General features: G+C 41.8%; 15 protein-coding genes, 1 other RNA gene and 1 pseudogene. 7 read left to right on the top strand and 10 right to left on the bottom strand.

The annotated features are described in order from the left end of the window. Positions 1–98: 98 nt before the first annotated feature. The 4 genes and pseudogenes from MAE_RS29135 to ssrS form a co-directional block, all read right to left on the bottom strand. Positions 99–600: pseudogene (locus tag MAE_RS29135) on the bottom strand (IS1/IS1595 family N-terminal zinc-binding domain-containing protein); the annotation flags it as partial. Between the two features lie 173 nt (positions 601–773). After that, positions 774–1028 (bottom strand): hypothetical protein, encoded by a 255-nt coding sequence (locus MAE_RS09550; protein ID WP_012265395.1) that lies wholly within the window; start codon positions 1026–1028, stop codon positions 774–776. A 56-nt stretch (positions 1029–1084) separates the two neighbouring features. Continuing rightward, entirely contained in the window at positions 1085–2461 is a 1377-nt protein-coding gene (locus tag MAE_RS09545) for an NAD(P)/FAD-dependent oxidoreductase (RefSeq protein ID WP_012265394.1), read from the bottom strand. Between the two features lie 182 nt (positions 2462–2643). Continuing rightward, positions 2644–2831, bottom strand: a non-coding RNA gene (gene ssrS, locus MAE_RS27915) — 6S RNA. A 256-nt stretch (positions 2832–3087) separates the two neighbouring features. Between ssrS and MAE_RS36035 the strand changes: the two genes are divergently transcribed. Both MAE_RS36035 and MAE_RS09535 read left to right on the top strand, forming a co-directional pair. Then, complete coding sequence (locus MAE_RS36035) at positions 3088–3963, top strand: element excision factor XisH family protein (RefSeq protein WP_012265393.1); 876 nt, start codon at positions 3088–3090, stop codon at positions 3961–3963. After that, the gene (locus MAE_RS09535) at positions 3951–4286 is read left to right on the top strand and encodes a XisI protein (protein WP_012265392.1); all 336 of its coding nucleotides are present in this window, start codon (positions 3951–3953) and stop codon (positions 4284–4286) included. The genes MAE_RS36035 and MAE_RS09535 overlap by 13 nt, the downstream gene beginning before the upstream one ends. Before the next feature lie 30 nt (positions 4287–4316). Here the strand turns inward: MAE_RS09535 and MAE_RS09530 are convergent, their stop codons facing one another. The 5 genes from MAE_RS09530 to MAE_RS09510 form a co-directional block, all read right to left on the bottom strand. Next, positions 4317–5084, bottom strand: coding sequence for a PEP-CTERM sorting domain-containing protein (locus tag MAE_RS09530; RefSeq protein WP_012265391.1), 768 nt, complete (start codon positions 5082–5084; stop codon positions 4317–4319). A gap of 38 nt (positions 5085–5122) precedes the next feature. Next, entirely contained in the window at positions 5123–5851 is a 729-nt protein-coding gene (locus MAE_RS09525) for a hypothetical protein (RefSeq protein ID WP_012265390.1), read from the bottom strand. 117 nt (positions 5852–5968) lie between these two features. Further along, positions 5969–6511 carry a DUF1822 family protein gene (locus MAE_RS09520; protein WP_050766286.1) on the bottom strand — a complete coding sequence of 181 codons (543 nt, stop codon included), beginning with the start codon at positions 6509–6511 and terminating at the stop codon, positions 5969–5971. 29 nt (positions 6512–6540) lie between these two features. Beyond that, entirely contained in the window at positions 6541–7488 is a 948-nt protein-coding gene (locus MAE_RS09515) for a hypothetical protein (RefSeq protein WP_231859759.1), read from the bottom strand. Positions 7489–7629: 141 nt separating this feature from the next. Then, on the bottom strand, positions 7630–9078 hold the full coding sequence (locus MAE_RS09510; RefSeq protein WP_012265387.1) for an NF041680 family putative transposase: 1449 nt from the start codon (positions 9076–9078) through the stop codon (positions 7630–7632). Positions 9079–9161: 83 nt separating this feature from the next. Between MAE_RS09510 and MAE_RS34870 the strand changes: the two genes are divergently transcribed. The 5 genes from MAE_RS34870 (at position 9162) to MAE_RS09490 (ending at position 13339) form a co-directional block, all read left to right on the top strand. Continuing rightward, positions 9162–9350: a hypothetical protein gene (locus MAE_RS34870; RefSeq protein ID WP_012263819.1), complete on the top strand. Its 189-nt coding sequence runs from the start codon at positions 9162–9164 to the stop codon at positions 9348–9350. A gap of 103 nt (positions 9351–9453) precedes the next feature. After that, positions 9454–9597: a hypothetical protein gene (locus MAE_RS34865; RefSeq protein WP_231859621.1), complete on the top strand. Its 144-nt coding sequence runs from the start codon at positions 9454–9456 to the stop codon at positions 9595–9597. A 593-nt stretch (positions 9598–10190) separates the two neighbouring features. Further along, positions 10191–11480: a M16 family metallopeptidase gene (locus MAE_RS09500; protein ID WP_012265385.1), complete on the top strand. Its 1290-nt coding sequence runs from the start codon at positions 10191–10193 to the stop codon at positions 11478–11480. A gap of 372 nt (positions 11481–11852) precedes the next feature. Further along, positions 11853–12713, top strand: a complete 861-nt coding sequence (locus MAE_RS09495; protein WP_012265384.1) for a fructosamine kinase family protein — start codon at positions 11853–11855, stop codon at positions 12711–12713. Between the two features lie 35 nt (positions 12714–12748). Then, entirely contained in the window at positions 12749–13339 is a 591-nt protein-coding gene (locus MAE_RS09490; protein WP_012265383.1) for a Uma2 family endonuclease, read from the top strand. Here MAE_RS09490 and murG read toward each other — a convergent pair. Beyond that, the gene (gene murG, locus MAE_RS09485; protein WP_012265382.1) at positions 13321–14394 is read right to left on the bottom strand and encodes an undecaprenyldiphospho-muramoylpentapeptide beta-N-acetylglucosaminyltransferase; all 1074 of its coding nucleotides are present in this window, start codon (positions 14392–14394) and stop codon (positions 13321–13323) included. The two genes, MAE_RS09490 and murG, sit on opposite strands and share 19 nt — an antisense overlap. Positions 14395–14398 lie beyond the last annotated feature (4 nt).

The raw sequence follows: 14398 nt of genomic DNA, 5'->3' as shown, positions 1-14398 counted from the left end.
TCCCGGAATTTTCTCCCCGACCACTCCCATATCTGGTACTTTTTGATTGACAAAAAGTCTAAAAGTCTTACCCAACAAGGTTTTTAGATTTATTCAGCAAACCCTAAATAGCAACCAATAATTTCTCTTGTCTTTCTATCAATTAACCGCCAAATATAAACCTTTATCGTCTTAGAAAAAACCCAAGACCACATCTCATCACATTCTCTAACTAATTTACCTTTTAGTTTGTCCGAAACCTTTATTTGACGGGGGACAGCCGCCAGTTTATTGTTGACATAGTTTTGTAACCATGACCAACTTACCCCTATTACTCTCGCAATTCCTCGCAAGGAAATTCGTTCGAGCAAGAGTTTATCAATTAATTGTTTGGTTTCGTCAGAGACAGTTTTATTAGTGGGATTGATCACCAACGGTTGACCACATTCTTTACCTTGACGTTTGGGTTTTCCATTATGAATAGAACCATTCTTAATCGTATGGTGAGAACCACAATTAGGACAGGGGAATAGAGGTGAAGGGGGGATTTTGTTCGGTGCTAGACTGATATTTGAGTAAGCCAGACAGAAGCCAGAAAAAGATATTTATCAGAAAAGTCATGATCAAGCTAGAGGTTTAAAGACTGAGCGGGTTCCAATTATTTTTATTAATAAATATTTTACACAATTCATACCAGGTAAGCAAGAGGGCTACGCCACTACTACCAAATCATTACCGCACCCTATCTCAACAAGCAATTTAAATGCGTGGGCAGCTTACAACAGCATTTCCACCTATTGGGGAGATTCAAAAATTAGTTCGCCATTATTCATTTTTTCAACGACTAAATGGCGATAGAGTGTCACCTGACGAAGGATTTGGTCGGGATTGTTTTTCTTGTTAGAAAACATGATCATTTTAATCGATTCAAATTCTATTCTTGTGATCACACCATCTTTGATCGCTCGTTCAATTGTAACTCGTAAATATTCTAATTCTTGGCTTTCCTCTGGGGTAATTTCTAGACTGTTAGGACGTTCTATTTTCATGATCGATCGATTGTTCTTACCTGCTAACTGATAACTGGATAATCACGGCTATTTTTTCACACTTTCACGATCGGTGGAGAGAGAGTTTCCGTCTGGCTAGAAACGGCTAGATTATTATTTTGGCCGTTATTTTGCGGCAATTGTCCAGAAGCTAAATTTTGCCCCTCTCCCGTAATCAAACGAGCGCCACGACCGCGGGTAAAATAATTCCAACCCCATTGCACCATCACCACTAATTTATTATCAAATTCGATCAGATAGTAAATATGGGCCCAAACCCAGACTAACCAAGCGATGAACCCGGAAAACTTAACAAATCCCAAATCAACCACGGCCGCATTTTGGCCGATAACTGCCAGACTACCTCGATCGATATAATGAAAAGGTTGAATAGTTTGCCCTTTTAGGCGAGAAATTAATAAATTGGCCAGATATTCGCCCTCCTGCATGGCCACGGGGGCAATTCCGGGTAAAGGTTTATCTCCCTGATGGGCAAAATTAGCCAGATCCCCGATCACAAAAATATTGGCATAACCAGCGATACTTAAATCCGGTTCGACGATTACCCGGCCGACGCGATCGAGATTTACCCCGGTTCTTTCGGCCAAAATTCGCCCCATTCTCGATGCTTTTACCCCTGCTGCCCATAAAATTGTCTCGGCGGCGATTTCTGTCGTCTTTTCTCCCTGACGGACGCTGACACAACCTTCAACAATATTGGTAACGATGCTGTTGGTTTGCACTGTCACCCCTAATTTTATGAGAGAAGCGGCAGCTTTAGCGGATAAATCGGGCGAATATGGGGGTAATACTCGATCCATCCCTTCTAAGAGCAAAATTTTCGCTTCTGTGGGGTTAATCTGGTGGAAATCAGACCTAAGCGCACCGTGGGCAATTTCTGCGATCGCTCCTGCTAATTCTACCCCCGTCGGTCCGCCACCGACAATAACAAAAGTTAATAAAGCTTGCCGCTTTTCGGCATCGATTTCTTTCTCGGCCTTCTCGAAAGCGAGATAGATGCGACGACGCATTTCTACTGCGTCTTCAATGGTTTTTAACCCTGGAGCGTAGGGCTGCCATTGATCATTGCCAAAATAGTGATGACTGACTCCCGTGGCAATGACTAATTGATCGTAGGCGATCGGCGGGTGATCTTTCAAGATCACTTCTCCCTTGACCGGATCGATATCGATGGCATGATCGAGGAGAATATCTGTATTCTCATGGCCCCGTAGGATTAAGCGCAAAGGTGAGGAGATATCGGCCGGAGACAGCGCCCCAGTAGCGACTTGATAGAGGAGGGGCTGAAAAAGATGGAAATTTCGCTTATCGATGAGGGTAACATGAACGGGAGCGTTTTTTAGGGCTTTGGCCGTGTATAAACCCGCAAATCCGCCGCCTATGATAACAACTCTTGGCTGTTTTTCAGTCATTGCTTAACAATAATTCATAAATTTTTCCCTAGTGTAGTCCGGATTGTCACAATTTAGCGGTGACAAGCGTTACCGAAAACAGCAGTCTTTAATCTAGAAAAAAATATAGATACTCGCTTTTTTGGCCAGCGAGGATGGCAAAACCAACGAAGTACAGGGACTCTGATCTGCTCAAAAAACTTGAAAAGACCGCTACGCCGTTTTACCTAAGTTTATGACCTGGGTTAACCAGGTGGGAACTTATATTCCGCGTTTCTGTTTCCGAGTACAAGCTCGGTTTACTACCACACGGATTGGTTACTTGCTCCCTTATCACAATCAAGCATAGATCAAAAAACTTGAAAGGCAGTCACCAACGTAGAAGCCTGATTTGGTTTTATCGTAGCATTTTTTTTTCTCAGAGGCAAGAGGGGCGATTCAGTGATCAGTTATCAGTGATCAGATTTGAGTTTTCAGTTTACTGTTTACCGACCACAGCCAAAAAGCCTGCCAACACCCAGCAATTCCCAATTCAAACGGTAGCACAGAATACAGAACCAGTCTTACTCTTGCCTTTCAAAATGGAGTGAAGGGTTTGAACAGTGGGTTTCGGGGGAATGGAAGTCAAACAACTGGGTTTTATGGGGATGCTGAGCTATTTCCAGGTAGTTATCCCTGGGATAACTGACCCTCGAAGTGCCAGCAATGCTACCCGCTACAGTCTGAAAGACGCAATATTAGGGGCATTCGCCGCCTTTTTTCGCCAGAATGAATCATTTCTAGAATATCAGCGTCAACTTAATAGTCGTTGTGGACGAGATAATGCTCAAAGTATGTTTGGTTTGGTCAATATCCCGACAGTAGAGCAGATGCGGAACATCCTCGATGGAATAGCCGCAAAGCATCTTTTTCCCCTGTTCAGATGGATTGATCAAGGTCTGGGAGACCAAGGCTATTTAAGGCTGTTTGCAGCCTTGGATGGCAACTTACTCGTCGCCCTAGATGGGACTCAGTACTATAGTTCAGAGAAAATTAGTTGTCCTTGTTGCTCAAGCCGCACCTCAAAACAGGGAAAGATAACCTATCAAATCAGGAGAAAGGTAAAATTGGCTAAAGATTTAGTTTATCAAGCAGCCAAAAACGCTTTGATCAAAGATAATTGGTTAATTACTCATGACCCTTATACGATAAGTTTTGGAGGGGTGAATATGGCTGTTGATTTAGGCGCAGAAAAGCTGATTGCTGCGACTAAAGATCATCAAAAGATTGCCGTAGAAATTAAAAGTTTTTTAGAGGGGTCTTCAGCGATCTCAGAATTTCATACTGCTCTAGGACAATTTATTAATTATCGGGCGGTTTTAAAGAGAAAAGATCCAGATAGGGTTTTGTTTTTAGCTATTCCTAGTTTTACTTACGACACTTTTTTCTCTTTAGATTTTACCCAATTAATGATTAGAGAAAACCATTTAAAATTAATCATTTTTTCGCCAAATCAGGAGGTAATTTTAACATGGATAAATTAGCAAAATATCGTCAATTAGTCAAAAATATTCTCTCAGAATATACTCAATATAAACCCACTGGTAATGATTTAGAGATTCAAGCTATTTTTGATGAACAAGAAGAACATTATCAGGTCGTTACTTTTGGGTGGGAAGGCGAAAAATATGTACATTATTGTCTCATTCATATTGACCTCAAGTCTGATAAAATTTGGATTCAGTGGAATATGACAGAACAAGATATTGCTGAAGACTTAGTTAAATTAGGTGTTCCTAAAAAAGATATTGTCATTGGCTTTCATCCTCCTATACTTCGTCAATTGACCGATTATGCAGTAGGATAAACTAATTTATCCTACTGCAATAGATCGCAGTTAGCTGTCTGGTTCTTGGGGGTTATCTGTTGGTGACTTTGCTTTTTTTGATAGGATACCTTTTACTTTTGTTGCGGCTAAACCTAGTCCGAGCAAGCCTAAACCAAAGATGTTAGAAGGTTCAGGAACACTTTTGGGAGGCTGTGCGGCAGATTTTATTGCCAGGCGATCGAAGGACAGAAAATCACCTGAGCCACCACGAATACCAATAGAATTAATGACTTCATTAGTATTAGCATCTAGTCGGATATAGATACTTCTGCCCGTAGTGCCTAGTATGGGTGCTGGAACAAAATTATCAAAGTCGGCAAAATCTACGCCATTTACTACTAGAATAGAACTATTAGAGCCTGTAAATTCTAGGTTAGAGATCCCTATCCCAACAGAGGTAGGCTGGTTAAAAAAATTAAAGGTTGTGGTTGAAGAGATAGGGTTTGGCCATAATTTTTGCTGGAGATTATTTAATGTTAAATTACCATCCCAAGCATTACCAGTAAAACCTTGAATATTCGGATTATAGGTTGCGGGTAACGTACTAACGGGACCGAGATTGGGAGACGCCCATTCTACTGATAATCCGGGGATTAAGGTTGTATCTTCAAAATCCTCAATCTGAAATCCTGTGATTCCCGCGATCGCATCACTAAAGCTGATGGGAGAGAATGTGGTCAGTGTAATTGCTTGAGCAGAATTATTTTGACTCAAGAATAATGTGACGGTTGTTCCAGTAATTGCGATTATTACTTTCGTGAAATGTTTAGTATTCATGGAAGAAATCTCCTTAAATAGGTAAAGTGAATTTGTGATTAATTTTCTACTTCTTGGGAATCATTTTTTGGTTTTTTGCCCATTACTTTAGACTTAATTAATGAGCCTACACCTAGAGTGCCAAGCGCGAGAAGTCCGAGAACAGAAGATGATTCAGGAATGGATTTAGTCCCTACACCAAATGCAGATTCTCCGATAGAAATGAACCCATTCGTAAAAGGATAGGAAGTATTAATTTTTAGCCGAACAAACTGAGCATTAGCAGGACTAAAACTAAATCGTTGTGGTAAATAACTAACTCCATTTGGATTAAAATTTGCAACGAAAGATCCGACTGAAGTAAAGGAGCTAAAATCTGAAACCGATGAGACTACAAGATCGAAATTTTGAATACCAGCCGCATCACCATTCCAAAGAACAAAATCCGTTATAGAAAATAAACTGCCTAAATTGAAATCCACTATTCCGGGCAAAATGCTGGCTGCATTGAATCCACTAAACCAATCATTATTTTGACCAACATAGGTATGGAAGGGATTCTGGGCTAAATAGCCATTCAGATCTTGACCATTCGTGTATGGAATAAATAAGCCGGATTTATTGATTATATTACTGATATCAAATTCAGAGCTGCCCACTCCTAAATTTGTAGATACTGAAATTGCCCCTTGAATATTAGTTGCTTTAGCTGGGTTGATATTACAATATAATATCAGGGTTGCAGTCGTAGTAAAAACAGTAACGCGAGACAAGATATTATTAGTCATGATGGATTTTCTCCTTTGATTAACAGTTGAAAACTTGGCGATCAAAGAAAAATTAGGTGATCTTTAAAAAAGAAGCTCACTTAATTTTGTTTTTTTAATGGTACAAATCTGATTTGTTTACAGACATTTTGGTAAATAATCGAGAGAAATTAATGTCAAAAGACTAAACTTTGTTTCATTAGCTTTCTCGACAAAACCCAACACCTTTCCCTCAGACATCTCAGCATTAATCTCAACAAAAACATAACCAATTCTGTCCGATAAAACCTCCTCAGTAATCTCGATAAAATCCTCACCCGGCATCACAGGACAACATTCTACTTTTCCCTTACCCCTCACCACCAAATCCGCTACAGCTAAATGCGATCGCATGATAGGATTCCAGCTATCACTCGCTTCCAAATCTGTGGCAATACCCAGAGACCGTAAGCAACAGTTGACCGCATACACAGCCAAAGTATTGAGATAGACTTGTTCTGCTAGAGCAAAATCCGAATGTTGTTGACAAAAGTAATCCGCGATTTCATGGGCTTCCCTTTCTAGAGGAATCAAAAATACAGAACTATGATTAATTCCTGTAGGCATTATCTTGATTTCCCCCCATTGGAAGCTTAAATTTTCCACAAGAATCCCTGCAAACTCAGCCAGTGAGTTTTTCAAAAGCTATTCACCTCCTCAAAAAATTACAACTAAGACAAAATTTCCTGCCAGATTAAAGGCGCAACCGTCTTCATCTGGCGCGAGAAAAAATTCTTCACCACCGCCACAGTCAAACTAAAAGAATCCGCAATCTCCTGCCAAGATCGCGCCTCCAATCGCGCCCTCAAAATTGCCTTTAAAGTCGCCTTCGGGCAATTATGAACATGAGGGCGAGACAACAACTCCGGATCAGACTCAATATACTCAGCGATCAACTCCGACAAACAAAGCTGCTCCACTGGTTGAGCCAAATTCTCAAAGACAACAGACTCACCGCTCACCTGCTGTAAAGGCGATACCGATAACGTTGCCCTTGCCAGATCCAGAAAAACGCGATCGCCCAAAGCCCGATTAGCCTTTCTTAGCCCAGATAACCGACAGAGAACCGCCAACCAGACAAAGCTTTGCCCATTAATCGCGATCCCTTTAACCTGCAACGTTAACCAGAATCCCAGCCCAACCTTACCGACTTGACTAACCATTGCCGTCAGTTGGTACTTGCGGCGAATCAATTGCTGCTTTTGCGCCCTGACCAGCGGGTCAAGGGTTTCGGTATATGCCTCCCGCAACAGAATATCCAGGCGATAGTTGACCCAAGCCAGAAAACTGCCCCGGTCAGGATCGAACTGGTCGAGGTGGAAAGCAACCCAACATAACGTTCGATTAACCGCATCCTCATAGACCTCTACCGAATAATGACCTCGACCCCGTAGCCGACCCGAAAATCGCAGAGCATCAAGTAACCGAGCGATCGCGGCTTGCTGCTGCAAACCCACTGTCCCAGTATAGGAACGCGCTTGCAGGGCGAGGTATTGCAGGTCATCATCATCGGTTTGCTTCAGGGAAGTTCCGCGATCGCGATGGGAGACAATGGAATTCAGACGAACTTCAGAAGAGGAGAAACAGGGTTGGGTTAACGGCATAGATGATATTCTCAACTGCTTTCATAATTGGACTTTGGACAAAGAAAAACAGATTTGCGTAAAACTTACGCAAATAAAATTTGAGGCAATATCTCCTTTGTCTCAGCCAGAAAAAAAGCTGAAAAATAGCGGTTCTTAAGGTCTTCTTAGCAAGACTTAGGGAACTTTCATCTTTTCTTTTTTACTTTTTGTCTGTTTTTTGATAACTTGATGGCGGGTTCGTGGCACTTTTTTATAACCTTTAATTCGTCCAGCCGAATAACCTCGGCGTTTGGGAGATTTGACCAAAGTGCCAATCTCCGAAATTATTCTGTAAAAGTCTCTTTGAACCAAGCTGGGTGTAATTTCTACCGATTCACTTTTTTTCAAATACTGCTCCCAAGGACGGGGTAAAACCAGAGCTAATTTCCTAGTTGCCCATAAATTTACAGCAGCTAATAGGGTGAGTTGAACCCAATTTTCCTCATGATTAACTTCAGGGGTATAATAGGCATTCAGCAACAATTTTTGTTGACCAAATCGAAAAAGATGTTCCAGATCATAACGTTGTCCATAAGCCTCATAACATTCTTGAAGACTTAACTCATAACGACGAGAACCAATAAGGATAAGCCACATCGGTTTCCAGACGGCTTTACCAGTTTCATCACTGACAATAATTTGTAGTAAGGTAAAGGGATGAGAGTGCATTTCATAGTCGGATGTTCCCCTCATTAGCATTTGTTTCCAACCAGAGATTTTGAGATTAAGTTCACGTCCCCTTTTAGTCGTAAAAGTTGATTGAATGATTTCATCTGGTTCGAGCCAAGTTGTCTCATCTTTGAGGTCAAATTTATCCCCATACCAACGGGGATGACCCGGTTGTTTGGGAGAATAATCTTCAGGAATAAATTGCCGATAAAAGACCCGATTACTTCTCCCTCGTGTGAGGGTAACTAAATTATTTTGCTTGACTTGTTCTCCAAGAAAACCTCGCTGACTATAGAGACTATCAGCGACTAAAACTGATAATTTATCTTTCCAGGGAACTGAGGAATGGTTCAGGATTTTTTTGACTTGGTTACTGGCCACAGAAATGTCTTTTTCTCCTGAAGATACTCGTTGTCCTGACAGGGGAATTGCCCAAGGCACGTTTCCCGTTTCACTTCGTTCTGGCAGAGCAGCAATTACTGAATAAGCATGACCAATATTGATGGGTTTATTGCCTTTGATAGTATTGGGTTGATAGATATACTTTTTGTCTTCTAGAGTCGCCGAATAAGGTCTTGGACAAGGAGTTACATCTACTCCAAATAAATAGAATTGTCTAGAAACGGGGGGAGGAATAGTAGCCGAAACGACTGATAATAAGCTATCAAATGCTTTTTGATAATTGTCATTTGTTGGACTTGGTAAAAACTCTTGAATCCCTTTATATAAACTGTTATAATCTCGACGAAATAAAGGGTTCAAAGATAATTCGGCAACTGTTGAAGCTTGTCGATTCGACGAGAGGGAATCCAGCAATTCCATGACCGTCTCGCGTCTCGAACCAAGGGCGTTATAGAGTTGCCTTCTCCACTTCAAAAGTTCTTCGACATCAGGACAAATTTCTTGACTTTTCATCGGAAAAAATATATGAGAAATTAATCTGCGTGAAATATACGCAAATATTCTTATAATATAAGAAGCCCCCAATCTGTAAGCTGATGCTCAAATATAATTTCTTGAAGACGAACCAAGAAGCTGGACTTAGAGCCAAACAAATCAAGGCTACTATTCGTAAGTTGAAGCAAAAAATCCAGAAAATCGAAGCAGAAGGAGAAGTCGCTCCGCCCCCTTGTCATGTGATTCGTTATCAAACTAAGCTTTCATCAAAAAATTTACTGGTATTATAAACTACAAAGCAACGAACCGCTTTTTCCAACAGCAACTGATAGTAACAAAAAAAGTAAATATTTATATTTAGGTAAAGCTGGAAGCGAAGCTCATCTTGAGGCGGTGGAAAAAGTAGCTCGAAGAAGTCTTATTGACGAATTAGAGAGAGTTATTAATTCTCTCCATGAAAGTTACTTGGATGTTTGTTTTGGAGGGGAAACGGAGCCTGACCCTTCTTATTATAACGAGGGATTAAAAGAGGAGTAACCCTTTCCTCTTTGATGTGAGACTGACTAGGCAAAATTAAACGCAAATTAAATTTGCGTAATATTTACGCAAATTTAATTTTTTTTGTCCAAAGTCCAATTCATAAAAGAAATCACCTCAAACTCCTGCGAACGTCTCAAGTTGTCACAAAACTTTATATTTTAGAAATTTAAATGACGGTCAACCCCCTGATTGACTAATGGGACTTAGACACTTTTCGAGCCATAAAAGCACTGAAAAACCCTCTGAATAAGGGAAAGAGGTAAATAAGAAAAAAATGACTGAAACCCTCAAGAAGACTAGATTGAGTGTTGTTTGAACTTAAGTCATCTCTCTGTATGGGTTTGAAGCTATTTTTGTCTTAGGTTTTGTTTAAGTCCCACTAAAGCGATTTCTTGGAATGAATATCCCGGCAGCCTCCATTAACGGTGCGTTCACTGGCGCTAGCGACACCCTACCTCGATCAATTTTGCTACATTCTGAATTTGGAATTGCTGGCCAACACCTGATCTTGTTTGCTCTGTGAAAGTCTGGGACTACAATAGAGAAAAGTGACAATTTTTGCCAGAGTGATTACCGAGGACTAATAAAGAATGACGGCTATCCTAGGGAAACCTGCCACGCTCAACACTCCGATTCTGCACCGTCTTGCCAATGGTTTAACGATTATTGCCGAAAGTCAACCGGTAGAAGCGGTTAATCTCAATGTTTGGCTGCAGGTCGGCTCGGCCTTAGAATCGGATCAGATCAATGGGATGGCTCATTTTCTCGAACACATGGTTTTTAAGGGAACCCCTAACTTAGACAGTGGTGAATTTGAACGGGCGATCGAATCGAGGGGAGCGGTGACTAATGCCGCTACTAGCCAAGAATACACCCATTATTACATTACCACTGCCCCGCAGGACTTCGCCCATCTAGCTCCGCTGCAGCTAGAAGTGGTTTTAGAAGCTTTAATCCCCGATGAAGCTTTTGAGCGGGAAAGACAGGTTATTTTAGAAGAAATTCGTCGTTCTCAGGATAATCCCCGTCGGCGCACTTTTTATCGCACCATGGAGACTTGTTTTCAGGTTTTACCCTATCGTCGTCCGGTGTTGGGTCCGACGGCAGTGATTGAAAATCTTACTCCTCAACAAATGCGCGATTTTCATCAGACTTGGTATCGTCCCGAATGGATGACGGTGGCGGTGGTGGGTAATTTACCTGTAGATGATTTAATGGCTATTGTGAGGGATTCTTTAGATACTTTAGGCAGTAAGGGCAATTCTGGGCTTATTTCTCATCCTATCGCCAATCTACAGCCCGAAGCTCCTTTTAACGAGATTATCCGTCAAGAATACGAGGATGAAAATTTGCAGCAGGCCCGCTTAATCCTATTTTGGAAAGTGCCGGGGTTAAGAGACTTAGAAAAAACCTATCCTCTCGATGTTTTAGCGGCTATTCTGGGTCAGGGCAAGGTATCGCGATTATTTCAGTCTCTGCGCCAAGAAAAGGGGCTAGTTTCCCAAATAACTGCCAGTAATATGTCCCAAGCAGTGCAAGGAGTGTTTTCCGTGTCGGCCCAATTAGCCTCGGAAAATATCGAGCAAGTGGAGAGAGAGGTGATAGCACAGATTGGACAAATTCAACAGGAAGCTGTGACAGTTTCTGAACTGGAACGAGTTAAAACCCAAGTGGCCAATCGGTTTATTTTTAGCAATGAAAGACCGAGCGATCGGGCCAACCTTTACGGTTATTATCATACTCAGATCGGTGATTTACAACCAGCTTTTTGTTATCCCCAACACATTGAAGCCCTCACTTTAGAGGACATTCAAAATGCCTGTCAAGAGTATTTAAATCCTAACGCTTACGGTGTGGTGGTGGTGAGACCAATTCAGTAATCAGTGAACAGTAATCAGTAATCAGTGAACAGTAATCAGTAATCAGGGATAAAGATGAAGATAAATAAATAACTAAATAACTAATTAACGGTTCTTCGTTACTTAGTATGGTTCGATAGGGGGGCATAAATCGACTAAATCCTTATCTGGCAAGAGACTTAATTGATTAGTTCGCTCTAGATAAAAAATAATTGACAAAAATCGCCAAATGCCTTTCTATATAAGGGTTCCATCCCTTATAACCCCCGTCCATTGCATAACAAAAACCGAAGAACCTAATTAACTTACATCTGATAACTAAATAACTAATTAACTTAAAACTTACATCTGATAACTGATAACTGATAACTGATAACTGATAACTGATAAACCATGTGGACTCAAATTGCTCGACATATTACCCAAACCACGGAAAAACCCTTTGAAATCGAGAAAAGTCATCCCGTTAGTGGTGGCTGCATCAATCAGGGTTATGCTGTCAGTGGCAATGGTTTAATTTATTTCGTTAAGATTAACCAAGCGAACCAAGAGGCCATGTTTGCAGCCGAAGCTTTAGGATTAAAGCAAATTCACGCCACCAAGACTATCAGGGTTCCAGAGCCAATTTGTTGGGGAATTGCCGAGAAATCTAGTTATTTAGTGCTAGAGTGGCTAGAATTCGGCGGTGGCAATAGTCAAAGCTGGGAAAAAATGGGGCAAAATTTAGCTCGTTTACATCAAGTTTCCCTGTCTGATCGCTTTGGTTGGCAGTGTAATAATACCATTGGTTCTACTCCCCAGATTAATACCGTTAGTAACAGTTGGGCGGATTTTTTCGCTCATCAGCGTATTGGCTATCAATTAAGACTTGCAAAGGAGCGCGGCGGCAATTTTCCCGACGAGGATCAAGTTATTCCCGCTATTAGCGAGATTTTGAGTCAGCATCAACCCCATCCCTCCCTCGTCCACGGTGATTTGTGGTCGGGAAATGCGGCAATTACCGTCGATGGGGAACCGGTAATTTTAGACCCTGCCACCTATTGGGGAGACCGGGAGGTAGATTTAGCCATGACGGAACTTTTTGGCGGTTTTCCGGCGGCTTTTTATCGGGGTTATAACGATGTTTTTCCCCTCGATGCTGGTTATCAACAGCGCAAAACTCTTTACAATCTCTACCATATTCTCAATCACTTTAATTTATTTGGTGGTGGTTACGCTTCCCAGGCCAATCGGATGTTACAGGAAATTCTTTAAGGGTTTTACTTGTGAATCTTTACCGAGGATAAGTTATGTCTATTCGAGAAACTACTGTGATTAAAACTCCAGAGACAAAAGTATGGACTGATGCAGAATTTATGGCGTTACCTGACGATGGTAATCGTTACGAATTAGTCAAGGGAGAGTTAACTAATATGGGGAATTCTGGGGCTTTACACGGTTATATTGCCATTATTTTAAGTGCTGCTTTATTCGCTTTAGTAACATCTCGAAAACTAGGGGTATTATTGGACTCCAGCACTGCTTTTACTATGAAAAATGGCAATAAACGTTCTCCTGATATAGCCTTTTTTGCCAAGGACCGTCTGCAAGGATTGGAAGAATTGCCGACGGGTTTTTTAGAAGGTGGGCCAGATTTAGTGGTAGAAATTCTCTCTCCAGGGAATACAGTGGCAGAAATCGAGGACAAAATTGCCGAGTATTTTGCCAATGGTACTCGTTTGCTCTGGGTTATCAGTCCAGGTCAACACTATGTTTTAGTTTATCGTTCCGGGTACGAACCGCAGGGATTATTAACATCAGGAGATTTTTTGGAGGGGGAAGATGTGGTTCCGGGGTTCACTTTTCCCGTGGCTGATTTGTTTCAAAAACTATCTTTTTGACTCTTTCTTCTCAACAAATCGGCTAATAAATCGGCACTGTCACTAATGGCTAGATGAGAAGCTTGTTGAGCCATGGCGGCCAATTTTTCGGGATTAGACCATAAATCGAGGACTAATTCGCTTAAAAACTGAGCAGTTAACTCATTTTGACGGTAAAGATAAGCGGCTTGAGCTTCAGCGAAAACTTGGGCATTATAGAACTGATGGTCTTCGGCAGCAAAAGGATAGGGAATTAAAATCGAAGGCGTACAAGTGATCGCTAATTCTGTTAAAGTGCTGGCACCGGAGCGACTGATAGCCAGATTAGCTCTTTGCCATAATCCTGCCATATTGTCGTAAAAAGGCTGGGAAAAATAGTTAGAATGGCGCAAACTATCCGCTTCGGGGTCGTTTTCTCCCGTGAGATGCACGATATAAATGCCTTTTTCTAACCATTGGGGAGCGCTTTGTCGCACAAGTTGATTAAGAGCCACGGCCCCTTGAGAACCACCGGCAACGACAATTAAAAAAGCAGTCTCTGGAATCGGTAAATCTAGGGACTGGGGAATGAGAAACTGCTCCCGTACTGGTGTACTAACCCAAGTGGTGCGAGTGCCGGGTAAATAGCTGGCGGTTCCCTGAAAACCGAGGGCAACCGTATCGCACCAGCGACCGAGAACTTTCGTGACTTTGCCCGGTATGTAGTTAGATTCGTGTAGGATGACGGGAATATTGGCTAAACGAGCCGCTAAAATGGTCGGGCCTGCGATATAACCCCCGGTGGTAAAAACTGCCGCTATCTGACGTTTTTTGATTAAACTACGCACTTGCCAAATGGCCCGCAGTTGACTGAACAGAATCTTGAGAGTTTTTAACCCCAAACGGGTTTGAAATCCCTCAATGGGGATGGTGTGCAGGGGATAGGTTTTTGGAACTAAGGACTGTTCGAGACGGTCTGGAACTCCTAACCATTCAATCTCGTAATCCGGCAAGCGCTCGGCCAGGGCCAAAGCGGGAAATAAATGACCACCAGTACCACTAGCGGCAATCAGTAGACGGGTTGGAGTGCGTGCCATAATT

This window comes from Microcystis aeruginosa NIES-843 (genome assembly GCF_000010625.1).
Lineage (GTDB): Bacteria > Cyanobacteriota > Cyanobacteriia > Cyanobacteriales > Microcystaceae > Microcystis > Microcystis aeruginosa.
This window is presented reverse-complemented; position numbering and strand designations above follow the sequence as displayed.